This window comes from Eubacterium sp. (assembly GCF_057858645.1).
Genome location: NZ_DBLZZO010000016.1, coordinates 30,739 through 56,685, shown reverse-complemented (window position 1 = coordinate 56,685; position 25,947 = coordinate 30,739). Strand labels below are relative to the sequence as shown.

General features: G+C 32.1%; 34 protein-coding genes. 31 read left to right on the top strand and 3 right to left on the bottom strand.

The window, feature by feature from the left end; translation table 11 throughout:
• The first annotated feature begins 15 nt into the window (after window positions 1-15).
• The 4 genes from ACZM4J_RS07200 to ACZM4J_RS07185 are packed head-to-tail and all read left to right on the top strand — an operon-like array spanning window position 16 to window position 2,977.
• Complete coding sequence (locus tag ACZM4J_RS07200) at window positions 16-888, top strand: SDR family oxidoreductase (RefSeq protein ID WP_428244865.1); 873 nt, start codon at window positions 16-18, stop codon at window positions 886-888.
• Between the two features lie 52 nt (window positions 889-940).
• Window positions 941-1,621, top strand: a complete 681-nt coding sequence (gene deoC, locus ACZM4J_RS07195) for a deoxyribose-phosphate aldolase (protein ID WP_368074882.1) — start codon at window positions 941-943, stop codon at window positions 1,619-1,621.
• A complete protein-coding gene (locus tag ACZM4J_RS07190) occupies window positions 1,599-2,546 on the top strand; it encodes a type I phosphomannose isomerase catalytic subunit (protein WP_302690215.1) in 948 nt (315 codons plus the stop codon). The genes deoC and ACZM4J_RS07190 overlap by 23 nt, the downstream gene beginning before the upstream one ends.
• 17 nt (window positions 2,547-2,563) lie before the next feature.
• Entirely contained in the window at window positions 2,564-2,977 is a 414-nt protein-coding gene (locus tag ACZM4J_RS07185; RefSeq protein ID WP_022165652.1) for a C-GCAxxG-C-C family protein, read from the top strand.
• A 285-nt stretch (window positions 2,978-3,262) separates the two neighbouring features.
• Here ACZM4J_RS07185 and ACZM4J_RS07180 read toward each other — a convergent pair whose 3' ends face one another.
• Window positions 3,263-3,463, bottom strand: a complete 201-nt coding sequence (locus ACZM4J_RS07180; protein WP_022165650.1) for a hypothetical protein — start codon at window positions 3,461-3,463, stop codon at window positions 3,263-3,265.
• A gap of 190 nt (window positions 3,464-3,653) precedes the next feature.
• Between ACZM4J_RS07180 and ACZM4J_RS07175 the strand changes: the two genes are divergently transcribed.
• A complete protein-coding gene (locus ACZM4J_RS07175) occupies window positions 3,654-4,163 on the top strand; it encodes an SEC-C metal-binding domain-containing protein (protein WP_022165649.1) in 510 nt (169 codons plus the stop codon).
• A 248-nt stretch (window positions 4,164-4,411) separates the two neighbouring features.
• Here ACZM4J_RS07175 and ACZM4J_RS07170 read toward each other — a convergent pair whose 3' ends face one another.
• Window positions 4,412-5,380 carry a DUF6709 family protein gene (locus tag ACZM4J_RS07170; protein ID WP_428244864.1) on the bottom strand — a complete coding sequence of 323 codons (969 nt, stop codon included), beginning with the start codon at window positions 5,378-5,380 and terminating at the stop codon, window positions 4,412-4,414.
• Window positions 5,381-5,549: 169 nt separating this feature from the next.
• On the opposite strand from ACZM4J_RS07170, the gene ACZM4J_RS07165 reads away from it, so the two are divergent.
• The 3 genes from ACZM4J_RS07165 to ACZM4J_RS07155 all read left to right on the top strand — a co-directional run bounded on the left by ACZM4J_RS07165 (window position 5,550) and on the right by ACZM4J_RS07155 (window position 7,727).
• On the top strand, window positions 5,550-6,296 hold the full coding sequence (locus ACZM4J_RS07165) for a class I SAM-dependent DNA methyltransferase (protein ID WP_022165647.1): 747 nt from the start codon (window positions 5,550-5,552) through the stop codon (window positions 6,294-6,296).
• 16 nt (window positions 6,297-6,312) lie between these two features.
• Complete coding sequence (gene hslO / locus ACZM4J_RS07160; RefSeq protein ID WP_022165646.1) at window positions 6,313-7,188, top strand: Hsp33 family molecular chaperone HslO; 876 nt, start codon at window positions 6,313-6,315, stop codon at window positions 7,186-7,188.
• 227 nt (window positions 7,189-7,415) lie between these two features.
• Window positions 7,416-7,727: a YerC/YecD family TrpR-related protein gene (locus ACZM4J_RS07155; RefSeq protein ID WP_299056801.1), complete on the top strand. Its 312-nt coding sequence runs from the start codon at window positions 7,416-7,418 to the stop codon at window positions 7,725-7,727.
• Window positions 7,728-7,817: 90 nt separating this feature from the next.
• Here the strand turns inward: ACZM4J_RS07155 and ACZM4J_RS07150 are convergent, their stop codons facing one another.
• The gene (locus ACZM4J_RS07150; protein WP_302690217.1) at window positions 7,818-8,399 is read right to left on the bottom strand and encodes a DUF1836 domain-containing protein; all 582 of its coding nucleotides are present in this window, start codon (window positions 8,397-8,399) and stop codon (window positions 7,818-7,820) included.
• A gap of 370 nt (window positions 8,400-8,769) precedes the next feature.
• Here ACZM4J_RS07150 and pcrA point away from each other — a divergent pair, with 370 nt between their 5' ends.
• The 23 genes from pcrA (at window position 8,770) to ACZM4J_RS07035 (ending at window position 25,765) form a co-directional block, all read left to right on the top strand.
• Window positions 8,770-11,091 carry a DNA helicase PcrA gene (pcrA, locus tag ACZM4J_RS07145; RefSeq protein ID WP_302690218.1) on the top strand — a complete coding sequence of 774 codons (2,322 nt, stop codon included), beginning with the start codon at window positions 8,770-8,772 and terminating at the stop codon, window positions 11,089-11,091.
• Window positions 11,092-11,159: 68 nt separating this feature from the next.
• Complete coding sequence (locus ACZM4J_RS07140; RefSeq protein ID WP_022164518.1) at window positions 11,160-11,396, top strand: hypothetical protein; 237 nt, start codon at window positions 11,160-11,162, stop codon at window positions 11,394-11,396.
• Window positions 11,397-11,780: 384 nt separating this feature from the next.
• Complete coding sequence (rlmD, locus tag ACZM4J_RS07135; RefSeq protein ID WP_428244862.1) at window positions 11,781-13,151, top strand: 23S rRNA (uracil(1939)-C(5))-methyltransferase RlmD; 1,371 nt, start codon at window positions 11,781-11,783, stop codon at window positions 13,149-13,151.
• Window positions 13,152-13,415: 264 nt separating this feature from the next.
• Window positions 13,416-13,706, top strand: a complete 291-nt coding sequence (locus tag ACZM4J_RS07130) for a hypothetical protein (protein WP_022164607.1) — start codon at window positions 13,416-13,418, stop codon at window positions 13,704-13,706.
• A 106-nt stretch (window positions 13,707-13,812) separates the two neighbouring features.
• The gene (locus ACZM4J_RS07125; protein WP_302690220.1) at window positions 13,813-14,025 is read left to right on the top strand and encodes an NUDIX hydrolase; all 213 of its coding nucleotides are present in this window, start codon (window positions 13,813-13,815) and stop codon (window positions 14,023-14,025) included.
• Window positions 14,026-14,119: 94 nt separating this feature from the next.
• Entirely contained in the window at window positions 14,120-15,637 is a 1,518-nt protein-coding gene (locus tag ACZM4J_RS07120; protein ID WP_428244861.1) for a hypothetical protein, read from the top strand.
• Between the two features lie 197 nt (window positions 15,638-15,834).
• On the top strand, window positions 15,835-16,113 hold the full coding sequence (locus ACZM4J_RS07115; RefSeq protein WP_428244859.1) for a resolvase: 279 nt from the start codon (window positions 15,835-15,837) through the stop codon (window positions 16,111-16,113).
• A 3-nt stretch (window positions 16,114-16,116) separates the two neighbouring features.
• A complete protein-coding gene (locus ACZM4J_RS07110) occupies window positions 16,117-16,671 on the top strand; it encodes a hypothetical protein (protein WP_412622954.1) in 555 nt (184 codons plus the stop codon).
• Between the two features lie 248 nt (window positions 16,672-16,919).
• Complete coding sequence (locus tag ACZM4J_RS07105) at window positions 16,920-17,534, top strand: YdcF family protein (protein WP_022164699.1); 615 nt, start codon at window positions 16,920-16,922, stop codon at window positions 17,532-17,534.
• A 49-nt stretch (window positions 17,535-17,583) separates the two neighbouring features.
• Complete coding sequence (locus ACZM4J_RS07100) at window positions 17,584-18,345, top strand: class I SAM-dependent methyltransferase (RefSeq protein ID WP_022164698.1); 762 nt, start codon at window positions 17,584-17,586, stop codon at window positions 18,343-18,345.
• A gap of 43 nt (window positions 18,346-18,388) precedes the next feature.
• Window positions 18,389-18,511, top strand: a complete 123-nt coding sequence (locus tag ACZM4J_RS07095; RefSeq protein ID WP_428244857.1) for a hypothetical protein — start codon at window positions 18,389-18,391, stop codon at window positions 18,509-18,511.
• Window positions 18,512-18,673: 162 nt separating this feature from the next.
• Window positions 18,674-18,952: a helix-turn-helix domain-containing protein gene (locus ACZM4J_RS07090; protein WP_302690074.1), complete on the top strand. Its 279-nt coding sequence runs from the start codon at window positions 18,674-18,676 to the stop codon at window positions 18,950-18,952.
• 3 nt (window positions 18,953-18,955) lie between these two features.
• On the top strand, window positions 18,956-19,495 hold the full coding sequence (locus ACZM4J_RS07085) for a hypothetical protein (protein WP_428244856.1): 540 nt from the start codon (window positions 18,956-18,958) through the stop codon (window positions 19,493-19,495).
• Window positions 19,496-19,719: 224 nt separating this feature from the next.
• Window positions 19,720-19,938, top strand: a complete 219-nt coding sequence (locus tag ACZM4J_RS07080) for a hypothetical protein (RefSeq protein WP_022165574.1) — start codon at window positions 19,720-19,722, stop codon at window positions 19,936-19,938.
• Entirely contained in the window at window positions 19,892-20,344 is a 453-nt protein-coding gene (locus ACZM4J_RS07075; protein ID WP_022165575.1) for an 8-oxo-dGTP diphosphatase, read from the top strand. Before ACZM4J_RS07080 ends, ACZM4J_RS07075 begins: the two co-directional genes overlap by 47 nt.
• 32 nt (window positions 20,345-20,376) lie before the next feature.
• Window positions 20,377-20,727: an arsenate reductase family protein gene (locus ACZM4J_RS07070; protein ID WP_022165576.1), complete on the top strand. Its 351-nt coding sequence runs from the start codon at window positions 20,377-20,379 to the stop codon at window positions 20,725-20,727.
• Window positions 20,706-21,164, top strand: a complete 459-nt coding sequence (locus ACZM4J_RS07065; RefSeq protein WP_428244855.1) for a hypothetical protein — start codon at window positions 20,706-20,708, stop codon at window positions 21,162-21,164. The genes ACZM4J_RS07070 and ACZM4J_RS07065 overlap by 22 nt, the downstream gene beginning before the upstream one ends.
• Window positions 21,165-21,213: 49 nt before the next feature.
• Window positions 21,214-21,834: a methylated-DNA--[protein]-cysteine S-methyltransferase gene (locus ACZM4J_RS07060; RefSeq protein WP_022165578.1), complete on the top strand. Its 621-nt coding sequence runs from the start codon at window positions 21,214-21,216 to the stop codon at window positions 21,832-21,834.
• Between the two features lie 38 nt (window positions 21,835-21,872).
• The gene (locus tag ACZM4J_RS07055; protein ID WP_022165579.1) at window positions 21,873-22,202 is read left to right on the top strand and encodes a hypothetical protein; all 330 of its coding nucleotides are present in this window, start codon (window positions 21,873-21,875) and stop codon (window positions 22,200-22,202) included.
• 352 nt (window positions 22,203-22,554) lie between these two features.
• Window positions 22,555-22,824: a hypothetical protein gene (locus tag ACZM4J_RS07050; RefSeq protein ID WP_022165580.1), complete on the top strand. Its 270-nt coding sequence runs from the start codon at window positions 22,555-22,557 to the stop codon at window positions 22,822-22,824.
• Window positions 22,825-23,147: 323 nt separating this feature from the next.
• Window positions 23,148-23,915 carry an SDR family NAD(P)-dependent oxidoreductase gene (locus ACZM4J_RS07045; protein ID WP_022165581.1) on the top strand — a complete coding sequence of 256 codons (768 nt, stop codon included), beginning with the start codon at window positions 23,148-23,150 and terminating at the stop codon, window positions 23,913-23,915.
• Between the two features lie 63 nt (window positions 23,916-23,978).
• Window positions 23,979-24,236: a heavy-metal-associated domain-containing protein gene (locus ACZM4J_RS07040; protein ID WP_022165582.1), complete on the top strand. Its 258-nt coding sequence runs from the start codon at window positions 23,979-23,981 to the stop codon at window positions 24,234-24,236.
• 152 nt (window positions 24,237-24,388) lie between these two features.
• Window positions 24,389-25,765, top strand: a complete 1,377-nt coding sequence (locus ACZM4J_RS07035; RefSeq protein WP_022165583.1) for a sodium-dependent transporter — start codon at window positions 24,389-24,391, stop codon at window positions 25,763-25,765.
• The last annotated feature ends 182 nt before the right edge of the window (window positions 25,766-25,947 follow it).

The window sequence follows — 25,947 nt, the reverse complement described above, 5'->3', positions numbered from 1 at the left end:
TGAAAGGAATATTATATGAAGAAAATTATAATAACAGGTGGAAAAGGCTTTTTAGGATCTAGATTTGCAAAAATGTGGAACAATAAATATGAAATAAAAGCTTTAGGATCAAAAGATTTAGATGTAACAAATGAAGACGCAGTTATGAAGTACATTTTGGAAGAAAAACCAGATTATGTAATACATGCAGCAGGAATTCCAAATCAACAATTTTGTATTGATAATTCTGAAAAGGCAAGGGCAGTCAATGTAGATGGTGCATTATATGTAGCTAAAGCTTGTAAAAAAGTAGGAGCAAAAATGGTTTTTACTTCTACAGAGCAGTTGTTTGATGGAAGTGAAGAAGAAGGTCCCTACAAAGAAGTGGACACTGCCGTACCTAAGGCAGTATATGGAAAAAATAAATTAGAAGTTGAAGAAAAATTACCGGATATTCTTGACGAATATTGGGTTGTTCGTTTTACATGGCTTTTCGGATTGCCGGAAAGAGGTTGCACCATAGGTGTGAATATTTTATGGGATACTATAAAAGCAGCATACCTGAACCAACCAATCAAGGCAAGTAACTATGAATTCAGAGGAATGAGTGATGTAAACGAAATATGTATTAATTTAGAAAAGCTACTATCATTACCATATGGAACCTATAATTTTGGTTCAGTAAATAATGATAGCAGATATGAAATTGTTAGATTTATATTAGAAGAAATTGGTTTAGAAAAAAATAGAATTGAGGAGTTATTAATAGAAGATAATTCTAAATATTCAAAAGAAAGTATTAGAGAATTAAGGTTAGATACAACAAAATTACAAAGTGAAGGTATAGTATTTAGTCCTACAAAGGAAGCAATTCATAATTGTTTAAAAGAATTTGAAATTATACACTAAGTTGTAAGGTTAGGTTGTTACATGAAAGGAGAACATAGTGGATAGCAAGACAATTACAAGAGAAGAATTAGCAGGTTTATTTGATCACACATATTTGAAGGCATTTGCAACAAAAGATGATTTAAAAAAATTGTGCGATGAGGCAGAAGAAATGCAGACAGCAATGGTGGCAATTAATTCATCACCAGTGAAATGGTGTGCTGAATTTTTAAAAGATTCAAAAGTTCACGTTGGAGCAGCAATTTCATTTCCACTTGGACAGACAACATTGGAAGTTAAAGTTGCTGAAACCAAAAAAGCAATTGAAGATGGCGCAGATGAAATTGACTATGTGATCAACATAGGTGAATTAAAAAGTGGAAATTGGGATTATATTGAGGAAGAAATGAAGCAGATAGTTGATATCTGTAATGAAAATAATAAAATCTCAAAAGTCATTTTTGAAAATTGCTATTTAGAAAAAGAAGAAATAGTAAAGTTAGCAGAAATTGCTAAGAAGGTTAAGCCTACATTCGTGAAAACAAGTACAGGTTTTGGAACAAGTGGAGCAACTGTGGAAGATGTTAAACTTATGAAAGAACATGTAGGAGACGATGTACAGGTTAAAGCAGCAGGAGGAATAAGAGATTGGGCAACATGTGCTGCAATGATAGATGCAGGTGCAACACGTATTGGAACAAGCTCAGGAAAGAAGATATTGGAGGGTTATGATGAGACACATGTATCCGCTTAAATTAAAACCAGTTTACGATCGTAGAATCTGGGGAAATGACAAATTAGCGAAAATTAGAAATAATCCTGAATCACATGGTTCAAGTTGGGACATAAGTGCACACCCACATGCTGATAATACAGTATTAAATGGTGAGTACAAAGGAATGAAACTATCAGAAATGTTAGATACATATCCTGAAGAAATGTTAGGAGAAAAGAAAAGAAGTCAAATGCTTCGTTTATCTATTTTAGATACAGCAGCAACACTTTCTGTTCAGGTTCATCCAACAGATGATTATGCACATAAGTATGAGAATGATGAAGGAAAAACAGAGGCTTGGTATATTATTAAGGCTGAACCTAATTCAACACTTATTGCAGGAACAACAGCAAAGTCGGTTGATGAAATTAGACAAGCTGTTGAAAATGATACAGTAGAAGATATTTGTAAGAAACATGATATGGAAGAAGGAGACTTAATTTGCATTGACGCAGGACAGCTTCATGCAATGGGAGCAGGGATGATTGCTCTTGAAGTAAGTCAAAATAGTGATGTTACATACAGATTTTATGACTTTCACAGAAAAGATGATCAGGGAAATGAAAGAGAACTTCATGTAAAGAAATCACTTGATGTTGTAGATTGTACAAAACAATGTGAAAAGGAAGCTTTTCCATTAGATAAGAAATTCATTAACAAACCTGAAAAAGTTTTGGACATTGATGAATTTACAATGGAAATTCTTGATTTAGATGGCGAATATGTTTTGGAAACAGATAAGAAGAGATTTTTCTGTTTAACAAACGTTGAAAATGATATAACACTTGAGTGTGAAGGGGAAGTTATGGATTTTCCATTTACAGAAAGTATATTTATCCCAGCCCAATGTGAAAATGTAACACTTAAAGGAAAAGGAAGAATTATAATTAGTTACGTTAGATAGAAAATGGAGGTAGCATTGTGGATATTGAAGAGAGAGTTCAGAAAGCTACTGAGGCTCATATCGCCGGATATAATTGTGTTCAGTCTGTATTAATGGGATACGAAGATTTATTTGACTCAATGGAAGATATTATAACTGCTACAATGGGCATTGGCCGTGGAGTTGGACAAAGTTATGAAATTTGTGGAACGGTTCTAGGCGGTGCTATGGTTATTAGTAAAAAATTTGGTGGTTATAATGCAAACAGGGAACAGAAACATGATGTAGAACAAAAAATAAAGAAGTTTATTGATGAGTTTAGAGAAGATTATGGAGCTGTTACTTGTGGCGATTTGTTAGGAATTACAAATAGAGAAGTAGTAACACACAAGAGACCATGTAGAGAAATGGTTCAAGATGTTGTTAGAAGAGTTGACAAGTATGTAAATTAGAGAATTGCATTTTTGTGGAGCATAATTTATGGATATTAAGTTAATACCATCATTAGCATATGCTAATATGGAAAATCCAGGAAAAGAACAATCTTATGGTGAATTAATGAATGATTTGAGAAAATAATTGGTTGTGGATTGTTTTAATAAAGTTTTTATGTATTTAGAATGAAACAGTGCCTTTAACGGCACTGTTTCTATTTGCATTAATATAAATTATATGACAACATTTGTTATTTGTTAGATTCTTAGAATGACTTGGTTTTATGAGTAAAGATACTAAAATTATCTTTTGTTACCACGATTTTCTAAAAGCTTTGCTAACCACATCATAACATAAATAATCACTGGAATCACAACCATACAATAGGCTGAAGCTTTCCAAAGTGTACTATATCCCAACAATGCAAACACTAAAGTAAGTAATGCACATACAACGACGACAATAACACCAAGCAGTGCCATGATTCTTTTTAATTTTTCCATATTATGTACCTAACGAATCCTTTCTACTATAATATAAGCCTAAAAAGTAGAAGCTTATATTAAAATTATTTAACATAAAAGATTATAACAGACCAATAATATATTGCAATTATTGTTTTAAATAAGTATAATCTAATAAGTTGAATGTCTATCAGAGGATAAACTAAAATAATTACTTTTGGAGGAAAAAATGGCAGATAAGTATTTATTAGAAACATGGAGAGAAATAGCATACAATCAGGAACAGACTCAGCAGCAGTACAACGATTTCTGGAATGCATATTTTTTACAGGAAAAGGAAGTATATAAGGATATTCTTAAAAATTATGGCACAGTAGTTTCAGGCACAGTTGAAGAACTTGCAAAGAAGTACGACATGGAAGTTCTTACAATGGTAGGATTTTTAGATGGTATTAGTGAAAGCCTTAAAAAAGAAAATCCAATGGACCAGCTTACTGAAACAACAGAAGTTTCATTAGATTATGAACCTGAATTATTATATAAGAACATGGTAGCTGCTAAGGCACAGTGGTTATACGAATTAGAAGAATGGAACGATATCATTACACCTGAAAGACAGAAGGAATTATACAAGGAAGAAAAACGTTCAGGAACAATCGTTAAGGAAAAGAAGATTGGTAGAAATGATCCTTGTCCATGTGGTTCAGGAAAGAAATATAAATATTGTTGCGGAAGATAATATAAGATTATCATAAAAAAAGTACAAAATTTATATTAGACAATTATAAAAAATAAAAAAGATAATTTAATTTTGAACAGTATCTCAAAAGGATGGAGATAAAAGCCTTACTTATAGAGAATACGCAAATATCAAAATTAGATTATCTTTTTTAATATAGAAAAATTCTTTAAAGGTATTATTACACAAAAATATTCCGCTAGGGCTGCACACTTCTTTATTTATTATTTAATTAATTAATTATTTATTTATTTATTGGCTGCAATAATTTGTTTGGCTTCGTGTTTTTTTGAATCAGAAAAACCAATGATAATGTTGGCTTCTGTTGCACGAATTGTATTTAAAAGTTCCAAAGCTTCGTCACTGGTTTTGTGTTTAAGTGTAGTTGTAATTCCATCAAAAGAAGTAAGTACAAGGGAAAATTCAGTGGCAGTCTTTTTAGAATTAAAAGCAAATTTCCCAACACGATAGCACCAGATTATATCGTTAAGTGGTATAACATAAATTCTTGGAACAGTTAAATCCACAAGATAGTTTTCTGTTATATACATGCTGTTAATTTGAATGTAATTGTCGCTGTTAAGTTCAATATTGGCATTTTTAATTAAGTAACGCTGCTCTTCTTTACTTTTAAAAGGGCAGACGTTGTAAGTATAAGGCTTTGCAAAATATAAGGCATAATTTATAAGCTTATATATAGAAGTAAGCAAAATAAAAATTAAAAGCCAAAATAAAATAATGTAGGGAACAATATTGTAGTCTGCATTACTAATGAAAAAGTCGTTATTTACATCATTCATTGAAGCTTCGTTCCAGTTTAAATCTTTAACTAACATAGAGAGCATCTTTTTGTAGGTTCTGTTAGGTTTTGTGACTTTTCCCTTAAAAGAATAGTTGCTTAAAGTTTCTTTTGGAGTTGAGTCAACCGGCAGAAGCACAAAAAGACTTTTATTGTCTTTTATTGTGTAGTAGTAACCATATTTTCTGTGGCCGATTTTTTCAAAGGTGTAGCCGGTGTAATGTAAATCAGATGTGGTTACATTAATGTATTTGTTTTTTGAAGTTACTGTGTTAATGTTATTTATTTCTGTTGGATGAAAAACAGATATAAATGGACAATTTAAAAAAATGATAATGCATGCAATTAAAAGTATAAGATATTTTTCAAACTGCATTTTTGACGATATTTTAATTTTATTATATATACTAACTGGCATTGAAATTCTCCTATTGTTAATTAAAGAAAATAGAAACATAAATAGTATTCCTAATTCTTTAAATAGTATAAATGAGCAGGTGGCATTAATCAAGGTTGCGTTTAGCAGAGATTGTTGGTAAAATCACTATGTTATAAAGATAAAATATAAAGAAATCGGAGAGAATAAAATGGAAGCATACGGTGGATTCGCACTGGTGTATGATGAATTTATGGACAATGTAGATTATCATCAATGGTGTGATTATGCAGCAAAGTTATTAACAAAATACGGTGCAAAAGACGGTACTTTGGTTGAAATTGGTTGTGGTACAGGAACGGGCACAATGCTGCTTCACGAAAAAGGTTACAATATGATAGGAATAGATCTTTCCCAGGAAATGCTTGAAATTGCTGAAAGCAAAAAGGAAGAGGAAGACATAGTGTACGTTTTACAGGATGCAACTAATCTTCAACTTCCATATGCAGTGCCTGCAATGGTTAGCATTGGTGATTCCATGAACTATATTACAGATTATGGTGATTTTACTAAGGTTTTTGAGAGAGTTAATGAATATTTAGAGGACGACGGAGTGTTTGTTTTTGATTTAAAAACAAAGAAGTATTTTTCTGATATTGGAGAGAAAACCATAGCTGAAGATAGGGAAGATGGCAGTTTTATTTGGGAAAATTATTTTGATGAAGAAACAAACATTAATGAATATTATTTGTCAGTATTTGTTAGGGCTGAAGATGGCAGATATGATAAATATGAAGAGGAACATTTTCAAAGAGGGTATACTTTAAATGAAGTAAAAAAAGCAGTTGAAAAGTCAGGGCTTAAGTTAGAAAAAATATATGAAGCTTTTACTGATAATGAAGGTACTGAAGAAAATGACAGAGTGTACGTGGTAGTTAGAAAAAGTAATGCTAAATAAAGAAAGGAACAATAAAATGGATTATATAGTTAGAGCGGTAGCAGCAGATAAACAGATTAGAGCATTTGCCATTACATCAAGAGAAATGGTTGAAACAGCAAGACAGCATCACAATACAAGTCCCGTTGCAACAGCAGCACTTGGCAGATTATTAACAGGTGGTGCAATGATGGGTGTAATGATGAAGGGCGAAAAGGATATGCTTACTTTAATGATGAAGGGTGACGGCCCAATTAACGGAGTGACAGTTACTGCTGATTCAAAAGGAAATGTAAAAGGCTATGTAGGAAATCCTAATGTACTTATTCCTGCAAATTACGCAGGAAAGCTTGATGTAGGTGCGGCTATTGGATACGGAACACTTACAGTAATTAAAGACATGGGTTTAAAAGAACCATACGTTAGCCAGGTGCCTTTAGGCACAAGTGAAGTAGCAGAAGATTTAACATATTATTTTGCGTCATCAGAACAGGTTCCTTCTGCTGTAGGATTAGGTGTTTTAATGTCAAAGGATAATACGGTAAAACAGGCAGGTGGATTTATTGTCCAGCTTATGCCATTTGCTGATGAAGAAGTAATAAATAAATTAGAAGAAAGAGTAAACAACATTAGTTCAGTAACAGAAATGCTTGAAAAAGGAATGACACCTGAAGATATTTTAAAAGAAGTAATGGGTGACATGGATGTTGAATTTACAGATAAAATTGAGACAGGTTTTGTTTGTAACTGCAGTAAGGAAAAAATTGCAAAAGCTTTAGCAAGTATTAGCAAAAAGGATATGGACGAAATTATTAATGACGGTAAGGAAATTGAAGTTAAATGCGATTTCTGCAACACAACATACAAGTTTAGTGTTGAAGAATTACAGACTTTGAGAAAACAGTTCAGATAATTTAGGTGACTAAATACAGTTTAGGTAATTTATGTGATTCAATAGTTTGGGTGATAGGCGGTAGATAGTAAAATAAAATTTTACCGTGAAATTTGGAGAGTTAATTTCAAATTTTAGATTGGACTTGCAACAAAATCTTGCAATAAAATAACAATATATACTGGACTTTCAAACTTTAGAGTGTTAAAATCTAAAAGTAAAGAAACCTGACAATTGAGAGGTATATTATGAGTAAGAATATTAGAAGAACGGAAGTAGATCATTTATTTGAAGCTATACTTACCTTAAAAGATAAGGAAGAGTGTTATACTTTTTTTGAAGACGTGTGTACAATTAATGAATTGCTATCAATATCCCAACGATATGAAGTGGCAAAATTATTAAGAGAAGGACAAACATATCTTGATATTTCAAATGCTACAGGAGCATCAACAGCAACCATTAGCCGAGTTAATCGCTCACTTAATTATGGAAACGATGGATATGACTTGGTTCTTGAACGTGTAAATGAACAAGAGGCTGAAAATAAAAACAATTAGGTAAATATTTAAAAGAGACATTCTTTATAAAAAAAATAATCCCGTAAACGTACAGGTAAAATGTATGTTTACGGGATTATTGCGTTAATATTATTTTTCGGTATTTTCTGTGTCAGGCAATGAGTCGATTAATTTTTCAATAACAATTTTTCTAACGAAAGTGTCGTAACTTAACATTGTAATCAAGCCCATTGTTTCAAGATATTCCTTATCTTTAACATTTGCGTCTTTGAAAATTTCACGACATTCATTATATTCAGTTAAAATACTGTCAGTTAAATTGCACTGTTTGGCAAAAGTTAAAAAAGTATTTATTATATTTTCAAGAGGTATTTCTTCGTTGTGAAAATATGAATCCAGCAATGGAGTAATAAGTTTATTTACATCATTGATGGAAATGATATTTTTGAAAAAATAAATCATAATAAGAACCATCATGTGGTCTTTTGTGTATTTTTTCTTTTCAGGTGATGGAAGCAGACGACTCTTGACATAGTTATTAATCATTGTTTTAGTCATAAGCTTGTCATCTTCGTGCCTTTTAGTATTGGCAAATTTATCATTAAGATAGGTAGTTACCTGATCCATATATAAATCAATGTTTGGAATATCATCAATATTAAAGGTGTCTATATCATCTAGTATCTTTTTAATAAAATCTTCTGAATGCATAACGTCTCCTCCTTTCTATAGTATAATACCTAGTAATGAAAACTACAAGATATAAAAAATAAAACTCATCATGCAAAAAAAAAATACAAGATGTGAAAAAAGTATAAAAATAATGCATAAAGTAAAAAAAATATGTATTAATATGTTTTTCAAAATATGGAGAGATGGTACAAAAAAGGGTTATGTGAAATTATATAATTTGATTAAATAAAATAATTAGAGAAAAATGGAAAATAATTAGGGGATATGATTAGAGAAAAAAACTAAAAGAAAGAATTTAAATTGTAAAAAATGAATTTATTTATTATTAGGATTATGTTAGAATAGAGAGACAAACATTTGTTTGATTTTTATATGACGAGGTTTATAAATGAACAAAATATATGATACTTTAAATGACATGCAGCAGATGGCAACTTTTCACACAGATGGACCGTTGCTGATTCTGGCTGGTGCAGGTTCAGGAAAGACAAGAGTTCTTACTCATAGAATTGCATATTTAATAGAAGAAAAAAGTGTGAATCCATACAACATTATGGCAATTACATTTACCAACAAGGCGGCAGCGGAAATGAGAAGTAGGGTAAATAAGATTGTTGGTTTTGGTGCTGAGCAGGTTTGGGTCAGCACTTTCCATTCAGCCTGTGTGAGAATTCTTAGAAGATATATAGATAGAATTGGTTATAGCACAGATTTTACAATTTATGATACAGATGATCAGAAACGATTAATGAAGAATATTATTAAGGAACTTAACCTTAACACAAAGATTTACAAAGAAAATGCTATGCTTGGAAAGATATCTGATTTTAAAAACAAGCTTATTACCACAGGTGATGTGGTGGCAATGGCAAGAAATGATTTTAAGATGGTTAATATTTCTAAGATTTATGATGAATATCAGGAAGCCTTGAAGAAAAATAATGCGTTGGATTTTGATGATTTAATAATGAAAACAGTGCAGTTGTTTAACAAGTGTCCAGAAGTTTTGGAAGGGTATCAGAATCGACTTCAGTATATTATGGTGGACGAGTATCAGGATACTAATGCGGCACAGTTTGCTTTTATTAAACAGTTAGCATCTAAGAATCAGAATTTATGTGTAGTTGGTGATGATGACCAGTCTATTTACAAATTCAGAGGGGCTGATATTACAAATATTTTGCAGTTTGAAAAGTATTTTCCAAATGCAAGGGTGGTCAAACTGGAACAGAATTACCGTTCTACAAAGAACATATTAGAAGCTGCCAATTCGGTTATACATAACAATGCCGGAAGAAAAGACAAGACTCTTTGGAGTGACAATGAGCAGGGAGATAAGATTGATTTATATCAGGCAGAAGACGGTTATGCTGAAGCAGAAATGGTTGCAAGTGAGATAAAGGAAAAAGTAGATTACGGAAAAGCAGATTATAATGATTATGCAATTTTGTACAGAACTAATGCACAGTCAAGAGCTTTGGAAGAAAAATTAATGATGAAGAACATTCCTTATAAGATTATTGGTGGTCAGAATTTCTATCAGCGAAAAGAAATTAAGGATATTATTGCATATTTGAGAATTATAAGTAATCCAACAGATGATATTGCAGTAGAGCGAATCATAAATGTTCCAAAAAGAGGAATAGGTGCAACAACTGTTGAGCGTGTGAAGGATTACGCAAGAGCATACGGAATGGATTTGTATGATGCTTTTTTAGAAGTTGAGAATATTCCGGGACTTTCAAGAGCAGTTTCGAAAATTAAAGGATTTACTAATTTAATTGAAGGTTATAAGACAGAAGAATACGAGAATGATATTCTAAAATTAGTAAATGCAATCTTGACAGACACAGGCTATATGGGTGATTTGGTTGCTGAAAATACTGACGAGGCAAATGGCAGAATTGAAAATATTGAAGAATTAATTAATAAAATTATTGAATATGAAGAAAATACTGATGAGCCTGTTTTATCAGAATTTTTGGAAGAAGTTGCTTTAGTGGCAGAAATCGATAATCTTGATGAAGACAGTAGTTATGTTGTGCTAATGACAGTTCACAGTGCAAAGGGATTGGAATTTCCGTATGTATTTTTATGTGGAATGGAAGACGGATTGTTCCCAGGCTATATGAGCATTATGGCTGATGATGCACAGGAATTAGAAGAAGAGAGACGACTTTGCTATGTGGCAATAACAAGAGCCATGAAACATTTGACAATTAGTTACGCAAAGAAGCGTATGGTTCGTGGAGAAATGCAATATAATATTGTATCAAGATTCGTTAAGGAAATTCCGCCAATGATTGTTAATAGCAAGAATGTGACAGATACAAGAGCAGCAGGTGTTGAGAAGAAGCAACCTTCATTTAGTGGCTTTGGCGGTTATGAAGGTTCACTAAGTCATGGCGGTGGTTATATGGGAAGTTCTAAGAGATATGGAAGTGATTCGAAAGATAACTCATATCGAGCTATGTCCAAGAAGCCTGCTTATGGTAAACCAAGTAGCAAACCTAGCTTTGGAAAAGAGTTTGTAGTAACCAAAGCTGACATAGATTATCATGTTGGAGATAGAGTGAAGCACATGAAGTTTGGTGAAGGAACAGTGCTTGGAATTGAGGATGGACCTAGAGATTATCAGGTAACAGTTAATTTTGATTTAGTAGGTCAAAAGGTTATGATGGCATCATTTGCTAAACTTAAAAAAGTGTAGTAAAAGACTATGATTGATGATATAATATTACTATTAAAAACGAAATTAAACAAAAAGAGGTGAATAATATGGACGAATTAATGAAGGGTGTAAAAATCGGAAAACTCATTGGAAAAGATGAGAAGAAGGAAACTTGCAAAATCGTAGCAGTTGTTCTTGGTGTTATCGCAGCAATTGCAGCAGTAGCAGGTGCAGCTTATGGAATTTATAGATTAATTAACAAAGATTATTATGATGATTTCGAAGATGACTTTGATGATTTATTTGATGAAGATGAAGAAGATGAAGATGATTTTGAAGATTAATCGTTTTTCTTTGAATAGTTAATCTTTATGAAAGAGTTTCAATATTGGTATGTTTCTTATGGAAGAATTTTTATTACAGATTTTTTATTTGAAAGTATCATTTTGAAACTCTTTCTTTGTAAAAATAAAGGATTACAGTTAAAATTCTATTTTGGTAAATTAATAAAAATCAGTTAAAAATTTGATTGATAAAAGAAAAGAAGTAAGTTAGAAGATTAGTAAAAAAATCAGATAAAGGGAACCAGTTAAAAAATAGCAAACAAATTGTTAAGAGATATTGGTTGTAAAAATAATATTAATAGATTAGTTGATACTTTAGTATTTTAGAGAAAGGAGAATAATCCATTGCTTATGAAGGAGAGTGGATTATGTAAGATTATATAGATGAAAAAAGGTGTTGAATACACAGGAAAAGTTGTGGGACTTACATTTCCTAATAAGGGAAAAGTTGATTGTAGAGAAGAAGGAATGGCAGTAGTTAAAGGAACAGTACCGGGACAAACTGTCAAATTCGTAGTTTCAAAAAAGAGATCAGGAAATGCCATTGGAAGATTAAAGGAAGTTGTTGAAAAATCTGAACTTGAAGATGTTTCTCCAAAGTGTCCGCATTTTGAATTTTGCGGTGGCTGTTCTTATCAGACAATGAGCTATGACAACCAGTTAAAATTAAAGAAAGATACAGTTAAGGGAATTCTTGATAACGCAATTAATGAGTCATACGAATTTCAGGGGATTTTGCAAAGTCCATTGCAGTGGGAGTATAGAAACAAGATGGAATTCTCTTTTGGAGATGAAGTAAAAGATGGTCCACTTGCTCTTGGAATGCATAAGCGCAATAGTTTCCATGATATTGTGACAGTTGATGAGTGTCAAATTGTAGATAGTGATTACAGAAAAATTCTTGATGCTGTGTTGGAATTTTGTGCCGGTAAAGAATTACCTTTTTACAAAAAATTACGTCATGAAGGATATTTAAGACACCTTTTGGTAAGAAGAACAACAGTTACAAAACAGTTACTTGTTGCGGTGGTCACAACATCGGACAAGGAAATGGAAGAGAAGGCAAACTGGACTGAGTTAGTTGAAATTTTAAAGAATCTTGATTTGTCAGCAAAACTTTGCGGAGTAATACATATTATTAATGACGGTTTGGCTGATGTGGTTCAAAGTGACGAAACAAGAATTTTATTTGGTGATGAATATATTTATGAGGAGTTGCTTGGATTAAGATTTAAAATTTCAGTTTTCTCATTTTTCCAGACAAACTCTTTAGGAGCAGAAGTTCTTTATTCTAAAGCAAGAGAGTACATTGGTGACACTAAAGATATGACAGTGTTTGACCTTTATAGTGGAACAGGAACAATCGCCCAGATTATCGCACCTGTTGCTAAAAAAGTAGTTGGTGTTGAAATCGTTGAAGAAGCTGTTGAGGCGGCAAAAGTTAATGCAGGCTTAAACGGTCTTGATAACTGTGAATTTATAGCCGGTGATGTTTTGAAAGTTATAGATGAAATTGAGGACAAGCCGGATATGATTATTCTTGATCCACCACGAGATGGAATTAATCCAAAAGCATTGCAGAAAATAATTGATTTTGGTGTAAATAATTTGGTTTACATAAGTTGTAAACCTACAAGCCTTGCAAGAGATTTAGAAATGTTACAGGAGCAGGGATATAGAGTAGAAAAGGCATGTGCAGTGGATATGTTTCCTAATACGGTGCATGTGGAGACGGTGGTGAAACTTAGCCGATAAATAAAGGAATTCCGTGGATTTGGAAATCCATCGGTAGCTCCCACTTAGGTGGGAGTTTTTTATGGATGCAGAAAGATAGACAGACAATTAGCAAATAGGAAAAACTAAGGATGCAGTAGTAAAAGTCAGATTGCTATTTAAAGAAGGTGTACAATCCTTTGGCTATGGCACAAGCAATAAAAGTATTATTGAATAAAAGAACAAGGAGGAGAAGGTATATTAATAAATGATTAATGAGCCATTTCGATATACTGAGAATGAAATATGTGGATTATTTGTGGAGCAATCAGCATTATATTTTGTATTGGTGGTTGGATATTAAAAATTAAAGAAAGTGATAGGGCGGTATTATCAGCAGTCTGCTCGTTAGCATTTGCGATAGCTACACTTTTGGTTCAGTACAAAATGGCATTAAATTGGGTTAATAAAAAAGACTGGACAGCGTTAATGGATATTATGCCATCAACGCTTGTAATATTGTGTGTGTATGCTGTCGTTTTGATTTTGGCAAATGTGATTACAATTGCAGATAAGAAAAATAATAATTGCCAATAGTGGTAATTATGGAAAAATAGATGTAGATGGGTGCAGGATAAAAAATTAGATTAATGCTAGATGAAATGAGGAGATAGCAATGTAAAACACTGAATTAAAAATAAATTTGCAGGATACAGAATGGAAACTTGCTTATATTAATCATGACAGAAATATAGCTAGAGCAATTGTTTATGATGAAAAAGAACAATTTTATTTTGTAAGAGCAGAACGTGATGATGATTTTGGAAAAGCAACATTGATTGAAACGGCAGGTGGGGGTGTTGAAGAAGGAGAAAATTTAACAGACGAAATGTACAATCAACATATTAATTTTTGAGAAAAATAGTACAATGACATATTATGTCCTTGTGTCAAACTACAATGAAAATGTAAAAGTTAATGATTTGTGTCAAAGATACGGAGGAATAAATATGGCAAAAAAGGTTAGATTTCCATTAGAAATGGAAGATGGTGTTGAAGTAAGAAGTATGGAAGAATTACGTGATAATTTTTCATTATCAAGAGTTTTGGGATACTTTAATGACGGAAGGCTTGTAACATGGCTTCAGGACAGGTATGAAAATACTATTGCAGAAGAAATCAAAGCAATTAATCCAAACGAAGAAGATGTTGAAAAGAAAATTTGTGAAGTTTTAGATGTAAAATATGATGAAAATACATCTGAAGAAGAAGGTATGGCTGAAGAAAGAAAGCGTAAATTAGAGCTGCTTAAGGAATATCCTGATACTATGAAATATGCAAAGAATGTTGACTATGTAGCTTTTGATCAGGACGATTTATATGATTTACTTGATGAGAACGCAAAAGAAATTTATTTGTGTGGTAAAAGATTTTCAGTGCCGATATCTAAAGGTAATACAAAGTATATTGGAATTATTGATGGAGTTGAGGTTGTGATAGAGGCAAAACAGCCTGTTGATTTTGAATCAAAATCCATTTCATTTGTAAATTGTCAATTTGATGAGAAATATAGGAAGATAGTAGGCGCAGAAGAAAAGAATTTGTCAGTAATAGCAGAGAACAAAGAAAGCAAGGCGGATAGTAAATTTGATATCTTTAATGATATTTTTGATTCAGAATCGGAATGCCAAGAAAAATCGAATGATAGTCAAGCATTAAGTAATATTGATTTGGATGAGATAAGCGAATTTGTGGATAACATAAGTGAAATTTTAGAAGAGTTTGTAGATGAAGCATTTGAAAACGAAGAAGAAGGCTTATATGAATATGACGGTTCTATTGAGTGTGAGGCTGATGATTACAATGATTCGGGTTATTACATAAAAGCGAAAGCAAAAGCTGCATGTAAGGAGGAACTGTCAAGAGCAGTATCTGAAGTTAAAGGATTATATGAGAACGTAAAAAAAGAATTAATAGATACCACAGAAATATGCTATAAAGAATTAACATTTTCAATTGCAGCATTCTTGAAAAATGTATTTTTTGAATCTTGTGAGGCATTTGCGGATGTCTATTGTACAGGCAATACGAAAGGGTACGTTGAAAGAAAAATTGATGATTTAAAGACTTCAGTTAATAAACCAGACGAAAGTTGGGAAGAACAAATCCAAAAAAAATGTCAAAAAGCATTTGCAGAAGCTATTGAAAAATCGTTCGATGAAGAGGAAAAAGAAGTACCTGGTATTAAGGAATTATTTGAAAAATGCGAATATTGTGAAGAGTATGAAGACGATTATAGTTTTTATATTGATAGCGCATGTGAGAGTTTAGTTGATGCATATGAAAGTATTATTTATGACGCAGAGGCCGATTTCCCGAATGCTGTATATGAGTCATACGTTGAAGTAATGAATGAATATGTGAACAATTTAGAAGAATGGATAGGTAGTTTTCAAAATCGAAAAACTGTTACCGGGAGAGAGACGATTGAAAGGATGATAAAAAGACTTAATATGCAAAAATGTTAGAGCACATAAAAGAAAAATATAGATTTAGTAAGTGATTTGGGCGACCATTCGTTTTCAAAAAAGTTGAAAATGAATGGTTGTTTTCTTTTTGAAATACTTAAAAAAAATGTCAAAAATCAAATTGACACTAAATAAAATTAATGTTATTGTTGTGACAAATATCAAAGTGGCACAAAATAAACTAAGAGGAGGTAGCTATGATAAAAACATTGGAGGAAGCATTAGAACGCATTAAGAAACTGGAAGAAGAGAACAAGAAGTTGTTGTCTGAGGTGGAATATTATAGAAATAGGAATTATGGTGGAAGAAAGAAACATAACGAAGCATGGATGGCTGCTTATAATGATTTTGCCAGCAAATATGAGAGTGGTATGACTATTAACGAAATTGTAGCAGAAGGCGATATTAGTAGGAGAACTGCATATCGGTATAAAGCTTATTATGATGAATTAAAAAGTGTGAAGGAGAAAAAGTAGCATATGGAAGAAAAACAAAATTCAAGAAATGTATCTATTGTTAAAGATTTAAATGGAAATAATATTGTTATAATTAATGATATTGTTTTTAAGGGGAAAAAATCCATTGGTTGGAAAGATGTTGAAAAATATTTGATGAGATATGTTGGGGAATTGTACACAATAGCAGCTACTAACGAAGTGGTTTATATAGGAGCAGATTTGCCAGATGAGTATGCACATTCAGAATATACTAATATTTTAAAGGGTGCAAATGCTAAGGCTAAAGCCAATGCAGTACAAGGTATTCCCGAATTAATTAAAATTTCATCGGGATTAAAATATTTTCCAAATAAAAAGAAAAAACATAATAACGATGCAAAATATGGTTGGTATAGGTATGAATCAAGATTCGCATTACCTGTATTTGGTGAAGATGGTGAGATATTGAGATTTAATGTATTTCATGTGGCGATGTTATTGCGTCATGCTAGAGATGGAAAGAAATATTTATACGATATTATGAATATAAAAAAAGAAACGAGCAACCTTTTCCAGTCACAAGACCTTACTCAGTGAGAAAACCCATTCCTTAGGTTAAATGGTAGCAGTTTATTTTACAATTGTCAAGATGGAAACAAAAAAGAATAGTGATTGTTACAGAGCAGATATAAAAGTTAAGAGCAAATGTATTAATAAATAATTATGAAAAATAATAAGGTTAGGGAATAGTTGAAGAAAAATAACAGTCATATTAAACTTTATGCTATACTGTTTTTAGAAACTTATTTATCCATATTATAACTGAAAAAGGATTAACATAAACAATGAAAGTATCACAAATCACCAAAGAACAAATCAACGATGAACTTGTAGACAAAATATTATATGAAGGAATGGAATATAAGCAACAGCCGATAGACGTTGCAATAATATTAGGAAGTAGCAAGGCCCATACATATAGACTTCCCTATGCAGTCAATGTTTATAAAAAAGGATTAATATCAAAAATCATAGTGTCAGGTGGACGTGTCATTGAAAGCAGTGGTATAGGAGAAGGTGAATTCTTAAAAGAAAAAGCAATAGAACAGGGTGTTGATAAAGAAGATATTTTCGTTGAAAGAGAAGCAATGACAACGTGGGAAAATATGCAATTCTCACGTGAAATAATTATAAAAAATGGATTGTTAAAAGAAGCTATGAATGTTGCCATTGTTACATCGTCTTTTCATATGAGACGAAGTCTTGTGATAGCAAAAAGAATTTTTGAAAATGATAATGTTAAAATAATTTCGCTACCCGGCGAGGATAATTCTACAAGGAGAGCTAAATGGTTTACCAATGATAATGGTCGAGCAAGAGCGATTGGTGAAGTGGAGAAGATAATATATTATGTTTGTCAGGGAAGAATTGACGATTTTGAAATAAGACAGTTGAAATAAGATTATAAAAATTATCGGACCTAAATCTTAAAAAAGGGAGGAATATCAAATGGAAAAAATAATAGTTGACGACGGACAAAAATTTGATTTTGGAAAAACATCAAAAGAGTATGGAAAGTATAGAGACATTTATCCAAAGGAATTTTTTGATAAATTGTATGAACTTGGAATAGGAAAAGAAGGAAGCAATTGGCTTGATTTAGGCACAGGCACAGGTGTGGTTCCAAGAGGAATGGCTAAATATGGTGCAAATATTACAGCCACAGATATTTCAAAAAGTCAAATTGAAGAAGCAAAATTGCTATCTCAGGAAATGCCTAATATCAAATATGAAGTAAAATCGGCAGAAGAAATAAATTATCAGGAAAATTCTTTTGATGCGATAACGGCATGTCAGTGTTTTTGGTATTTTGATCCTAATATTATTGTTCCTAAAATAAAATCAATGTTGAAGTCAGGTGGAATTTTTCTTAAGATATACATGAGCTATATGAAAGAAGAACAAATCACGCAGGATTCGAATGCATTAGTGAAGAAAATTAATGGCTCATGGAATGGAGCATCTGCGTCCATAAAAGATTTGAAAACTCATTATTTTGACAATCCGCATATGGATACTTTGATTGTAGATTTGCCGTTTACAAGAGAAACATGGCATGGAAGAATGATGGCAAGTAGAGGTGTTATGGCATCTATGGATGCAGAAAAAATTGAAAAGTTTGATAACGAACATATGGCAATGTTACAGGAAAAATATCCTGAGAAATTTACAATAAAACATAAATTATTTTTAACTTGGTATTATATGTAGCATAAGTTTTATAATAAAAGAACAATAGGGTTAGCAAGGAGTGGTGAATGATACAGAAATACTTGCACAAATTCATTATATGTTAGTATATCGTGATTATCAGGACCAGAGTATTGTAGGAAAAATGATAGAATACATAAAAGAAAAATATAGATTTAGTAAGTGATTTGGGCGACCATTCGTTTTCAAAAAAGGTTGAAAATGAATGGTTGTTTTCTTTTTGAAATACTTAAAAAAATGTCAAAAATCAAATTGACACTAAATAAAATCAATGTTATTGTTGTGACAAATATCAAAGTGGCACAAAATAAACTAATAGGAGGTAGTCATGATAAAAACATTGGAGGAAGCATTAGAACGCATTAAGAAACTGGAAGAAGAGAACAAGAAGTTGTTGTCGGAGTTGGAATATTATAGAAATAGAAATTATGGTGGAAGAAAGAAACATAACGAGGCATGGATGGCTGCTTATAATGATTTTGCCGGTAAATATGAGAGTGGTATGACTATTAACGAAATTGTAGCAGAAGGCGATATTAGTAGGAGAACTGCATATCGGTATAAAGCTTATTATGATGAATTAAAAAGTGTGAAGGAGAAAAAGTAGTATATGGAAGAAAAACAAAATTCAAGAAATGTATCTATTGTTAAAGATTTAAATGGAAATAACATTGTTATAATTAATGATATTATTTTTAAAGGTAGACAAAATATTAGTTGGAATGATGTTGAGAAATATTTAACTAAGTATGTGGGTCAATTTTATACAATTGCAGATAGCAAGGAGGTAGTGTATATAGGTTCAGATCTTCCGGATGAATATGCCCATTCAGAATATACAAATATCTTAAAGGGGGCAAACGCAAAAGCAAAAGCCAATGCAGCACAGGGAATACCTGAATTAATTGAAATATCAACGGGAAAGAGATTTACGCCAAATACAAAGAGTAAACATAATAATGATGCAAAATATGGTTGGTATAGGTATGAATCAAGATTTGCTTTGCCTGTATTTGAAGATGGTGGGGATATTGTAAGGTATAATGTATTTCATGTAGCTATTGTATTTCGTCATTCAGAAGATGGAAAGAAATATTTATATGATATTATGAACATAAAAAAAGAAACGAGTAGCCTTTTCCAGTCATAAGACTTTACTCAGTTGAAAACTCATTTCTTGGCTAAATGGTAGCAATTTTTTTGAGAATTGTCAAGATAAAAATAGAAAGTTATTATTAAATTTACTTGAAATTGAAGAAAAATAACAGCCTTTATATTACTTTATGTTATACTGTTTTAAAAGAGTATGTGTGGCTTAATTCACCCATATGAATGTTACAATAAGATTATAAATAGCAATAAGAGAGGACGCCAATGCTGGATAAAGCTAAAATAATAATGAAGATAATTCCATATCAAGATAAGTATAGAGATGACCTTATTTTTATGATTCTTGAAGCAAAAAATGCTTTAGGAAGAGTGCCGGGACTTAATGAAGATTTACTGGATATCCAAAAAAATTATAACAAAAGAACAGGAGTAGCAAATGAGAACGGAGCAGGTAACGCTTACCAACATGTGTATGGTGTATGATGACGACGGCAATGTGCTTGTACAGGATAAAGTTGACAACGATTGGGGAGGCTTAACATTTCCGGGTGGTCATATTGAAAAGGGCGAATCTTTTGTGGATTCGGTCATACGTGAAGTATACGAAGAATCAGGGTTGAAAATAGAAAATCCACGAATTTGTGGGACAAAGGACTGGATGGAAAAAGATGGCAGCAGATACATAGTTGTTTTTTATAAGACAAATAAGTTTAGTGGAGAGCTAAAATCTTCTGAGGAAGGAGAAGTAAAATGGATTCCACTGGAGGAGATGAAAAAAGGAAATCTTGCAATGGATATGGATGATATGCTGAAAGTTTTTCTGGAAGATGATATTAGTGAGTTCCATTACACTGTGGAAAATGGTCAATGGAAACACGAACTAAAATAGTAAACAAAATAATGAAAAGGATGGTGAAGAAAATGTTATTTATTTGTTACCCAAAATGTTCAACATGTAAGAAGGCTAAAAAGTGGCTTGATGAGCATGGTATAGAATATACAGAACGTCATATTGTGGAGAAAAATCCGTCTTATGATGAATTGAAAAAATGGTACACCGAAAGTGGATTGCCATTAAAGAAATTTTTCAACACAAGTGGGATGCTTTATAAAGAAATGCATCTTAAGGATAAGTTACCAACAATGAGCGAGGATGAACAATTACAGTTATTGTCGACAAATGGTATGTTGGTAAAACGTCCGTTAGTTGTGGGTGAAAGTCAGGTATTGACTGGATTTAGAGAAGCGGAGTGGACAGAGAAACTTCTGTAAAGAAAGATTTTAGTGTTCGATTTGCTTTGGTAAAGAAAGCTTCAAAATATAAATTACTGAAAAATAGATTTAAAGTTTCAGAAAATAAAGATGGAGCAAGTATAAAATCATATACTGTTAATTCGGATGATGTCATTGAATATGGTGGAGTAAAATACATAGATGCAGATGGATATTTATCTAAAGGTATCACTTTTTACTGGGAAGAAGATGGTGGAATGGAGAAGGCAGGAACTATAAAGGATATTGCATATAATAAAGATATTAATGGATTTGAATGTGAATACGCCATTAAAGTAAAATATGTTGGAGAAGATGCATATTGGAAAGATGGTATAAGCTTTCTAAGAAGCGCCAAGATAACAGGAGGAGACACAGTGTATTATGTAGCTTTGTTTGATTCTAAAAGAACTATAAAAAAAGAGAATTTAGATTAATAAAAAACAGAGCAACTTCAAGAAAGGTTTATAAAAAAGAGGTGCAACCATGAAAACAAGAAAACAGGCAACAGATTTTGGTTTAACATTTGAAAATACATATTTAGACACACCTTTCAAAGACACTAATTGGCAACTTATAAGAGTTAAAGGCAGCAAAAAGGCATTCCTTTGGGTGTACGAGAAAGATGGCTTTGTGAATTTGAATGTAAAAGTAGACCCCCAGTGGAGAGATTTTTGGAGGCAGACTTATGAATCCGTAATCCCCGGTTACCATCAGAACAAGGAACATTGGAATACTATAATTTTAGATGGAAGTGTACCTGATAAAGAAGTAAAAAGAATGATAGCTGAAAGTTACGATATTATCACTGACAGTCCAACCAAGAGAATATATGAAGCTGTAAAAAAGATACCGAAGGGTCATGTAGCAAGTTACGGCAGAATTGCCGAGATGGCAGGAGAACCGAAAATGGCAAGAGCTGTTGGCAACGCACTACACAAGAATCCGGACCCGGAAAACATACCTTGCTTTAGGGTGGTTAATTCAAAAGGAGAACTTTCGGGAGCTTTTGCCTTTGGCGGAAAAGATGAGCAGGCTAGACGGCTTATTAAGGATGGCGTTGAAGTTGTGGATGGAAAAGTGGATTTGTCCAAGTATGGAATATAAAAATTGTTAAACCGGGAAAGTACAGAGTAGTTGCAGAGATGTCATTTTACTCTTACTTTGATTGGCATAATTGCCCAAGTCCGGAAAGAATTTCACTCACTATTAAAAAGAAACCAGTTAATGGTGTTAATGTAACAGAAACTAAAGGATTGAAAAGTCAGAAAGTTAGAGTAAAATTCAAAAAAGTTGCAGGCGCAAAGAAATATCAGGTTAAAATTGGTGGTAAAGTAAAAACAATTAAGAAAACATCTTATTTATCAAAAAAGTTAAAAGGTGATAAATACTATGGTATTTCTGTTCGTGCAAAAGTTGGAAAAAAATATGGTCCATGGAGCCCTAAGAGAAGAGTTTGGGTTAGAGAAAAATAAATATAAAAAGTATTTGATTATATAAGTTAAATATTGAAAAAAGAGGTAATTATGATTTGATTATGAAAATTGTAATTACCTCTTTTATTGTGCAGAAAAAAATCTTACATATCACTCTTCTCAGTATTCTGGGAACAAATTACAGCTGGTAGTGAGTTATACAAAATAACTGAAAAATACTCAAACAATTCTGTTGGGTCGCATTTGTTTGGATTCTGAAATAAGTTAATTAACATACCAGCCAATGCTTCAGTATAAAAATTGCATAAGAAAAACCTAAAATGGTCGGTTATTTTAGCATTGTATTTTGCTTCTGTATCTCTAACAATATTTGTCCGTATTTGCACAAATTATGCCATGTCTTATTTTGGCTACTTACAAGTGGCTTGATAAATTTGAATACATACCATTTGTGCCATCATTTAAAGGTTTCGGAAATGTTGTAAGAAAAGTAATGATACCTGTTTTCGTAATATTCGTCATTGTAATTGTGCCATCATTTTTAGCATCAAATTCGAACAGTTTTAGTTATGGGGCATCAAAGATTTTTAATGAGAAAACAAAAACGGGAGCAGATACGGCGAAGATAGAAAAAGCATTATATCCTATGTTGATGCAGTAGGTGCATTAGATGTAAAATTAACAAAAGAAAACGTTGATTATTTAGAGGAGTTATATGTGCCACATCCAATTGTAGGGGCAATAAAAACAAATCCAAAACAAGGCGTAATGTTGTTAGATGAAAAGAAATAACATATTTCAGAATAAAAGATTATTCATAAGGTGTTATCTTAGACGAAATGTGGTAAATTATTTAAGTAGAGGAAAAATATTTATTATTGAAGATAGAAAATAATTCTTAAATAAGATGAAAATAATTCTTAGAGAAGACGAACAATAATTATTTTAGTAGAAAACTTAAATAACAGAAAGAAGGTAAATTTTATGAAAATTAAAACAGCCCTTATAACAGGTGCAACATCAGGTATTGGAATGGAGTTTGCAAAGAGATTTGCAAATATGGGCTACAGACTTATTTTAACAGGAAGAAGAGTGGAGCGTTTAGAACAGTTAAGCGAAAGTCTTAGCGTTCCATGTAGAATAATTCCGGCAGATTTGTCAAAAGAATCAGGCTGCTATGAATTGCTTGAAGAAATAGCAGATGAAGATATTTATGTATTTATTAATAATGCCGGATTCGGTGACTGTGGAAACTTCAGTGACACAAAACTTGAAAAAGAACTTTCAATGATTAATGTAAATATTAAAGCAATGCATATTTTATTTAAGAAAGTCCTTAAGAAAATGCTTAAGCAGGGACATGGAAGAATTTTGAATGTGGCATCATCAGCAGGACTTCTTCCGGCAGGCCCTTACATGGCTACTTATTATGCAACAAAGGCGTATGTAGTTAGCCTTACCAAAGCAGTGGCACAGGAATTAAAGGAAAGAAAAAGCAATATATATGTTGGCGCTCTTTGTCCGGGACCTGTTGACACAGAGTTTAATGACAATGCAGATGTAGTTTTTGCATTAAAGGGAATCACAGCAGATTATTGCGTTAAGGAAGCTTTAATGGGAATGAAGTATAGAAAGACAATAATAGTGCCATCCTTAAAAATGAAGCTTGCCGTTACAGGACAGAAACTTTTACCGGAATGTATTTTACTGAAAATTGTTGCAAAACAACAAAAAAGAAAACAAGGCAAATAACATTTGACATATACCCATAGGGGGTATATAATTTCCTACATAAAGAATGTTTAGGAGGTTATTATGATTAAGACAACATTAGGAATAGATGGTATGATGTGTGGCATGTGTGAAAGCCACATGAATGATGCAATTAGAAATAATTTCAAGGTAAAGAAGGTTAATTCTTCACATGCAAATAAGACTACAGAAATTATTTCAGAAGGTCAGTTAGACGAAGATAAGTTAAAGCAGGTTGTTGCTGATACTGGTTACACAATGACATCTATTAATACAGAAGAATATGAAAAGAAAGGTTTTTCATTATTCCACAGAAATTAAGAGTTAAAAAATAATGACAGAAATTAATATTAATGTTAAAATGTCCTTTGGCGCTTTTTTGCGCTAGAGGATTTTTTTCATATAATAGAAAATTTCAAAGAAAGGATGCCCTTGTGGCAATTTAACAGTTACTGTTAAAACAGGGACAAAAGATGCAGGAAAGAGAAAAATTAAAATCACGATTGGGATTCTTGCTAATCTCAGCAGGGTGTGCCATTGGTATTGGTAATGTATGGAAATTCGCTTATGTTGCAGGACAAGGTGGAGGTGGAGCTTTTGTATTAATATATTTAATATTTTTAGTTTTACTTGGTCTTCCTATTATGACAATGGAATTTGCCATAGGTAGAGCCAGCCAGAAAACACCGGTAAGAGCTTATAAAGCATTGGAAAAGCCAAAAACAAAATGGCACATACATGGATATATAGCGTTAATTGGTAACTATGCACTTATGATGTTTTACACAACAGTTGCAGGTTGGATGCTATATTATTTTTATTTAACAGCTACAGGAAAATTTGAAGGGTTAGATTCAAAGCAGGTTGGAAATGTATTTAATGAAATGTTAGGACAACCTGTAACCATGGGTGTGTGCATGGTAATTGTTGTAGCAGTTGGAGTTTTTATTTGTTCAAGAGGCTTACAGAACGGACTTGAAAAAGTAACAAAGGTTATGATGGTGGCATTACTTTTAATTATGGTAGTGCTTGCTGTAAATAGTTTCTTTATGGATGGAGCAAAAGAAGGGTTAAGCTTTTACTTAATTCCAGACTTTGGAAGAATGAAAGAAGCAGGAATTATGAACACCGTTGTTTCGGCAATGAATCAGGCATTCTTCACTTTAAGTGTAGGTATTGGTGCCATGGCAATTTTTGGAAGCTATATTGGAAAAGACCGTTCATTGTTAGGGGAGTCAGTTAACATTGCCTGTCTTGATACATTTGTGGCACTTACATCGGGCTTAATAATTTTCCCGGCTTGTTATACATTTAATGTTAATCCAACTCAGGGACCAAGTTTGGTTTTTATCACACTTCCAAATATTTTTAATAATATTCCATTAGGAAGAATGTGGGGAAGCTTGTTCTTTGTATTTATGACATTCGCAGCATTTTCAACAGTGCTTGCTGTATTTGAAAATATTATTGCATGCGTAAGCGAGCTTACACACTGGAGCAGAAAGAAATCAAGTTTTATAAACTTTATCGTTATTACTTTATTATCACTTCCATGTGTACTTGGATACAACGTATGGCAGTGGAAATGGTTAGATGTTTTTGGTGGAGCAATACTTGATTTGGAAGATTTCCTTGTAAGTAATATTTTACTTCCACTTGGCTCATTAGTATTCCTTTTATTCTGTACAAGAAAATCAGGCTGGGGTTGGAACAATTTCAAGGAAGAAGCAAATACAGGAAAAGGTGTAAAAATACATAATTGGATGAGAGCTTATTTAACATATGTATTGCCACTTATAATCATATTTATTTTCGTAATTGGAATATATAATAAATTTTTCGGAAAATAAAAATAGCGATTTACAAATAGCAAAATAATTATAAGTAGAATGTTAAAATGTTTTGGAAAAATAGCTTGCAGATGAATCTGCAAGCTATTTTTTTATGTATTAAGAAATGTAAAAGAAAAATACAAAAATTGTAATCATTGTAAAATAACTCTTTAAATATAAAAAGGGAATGTTCTAAATAC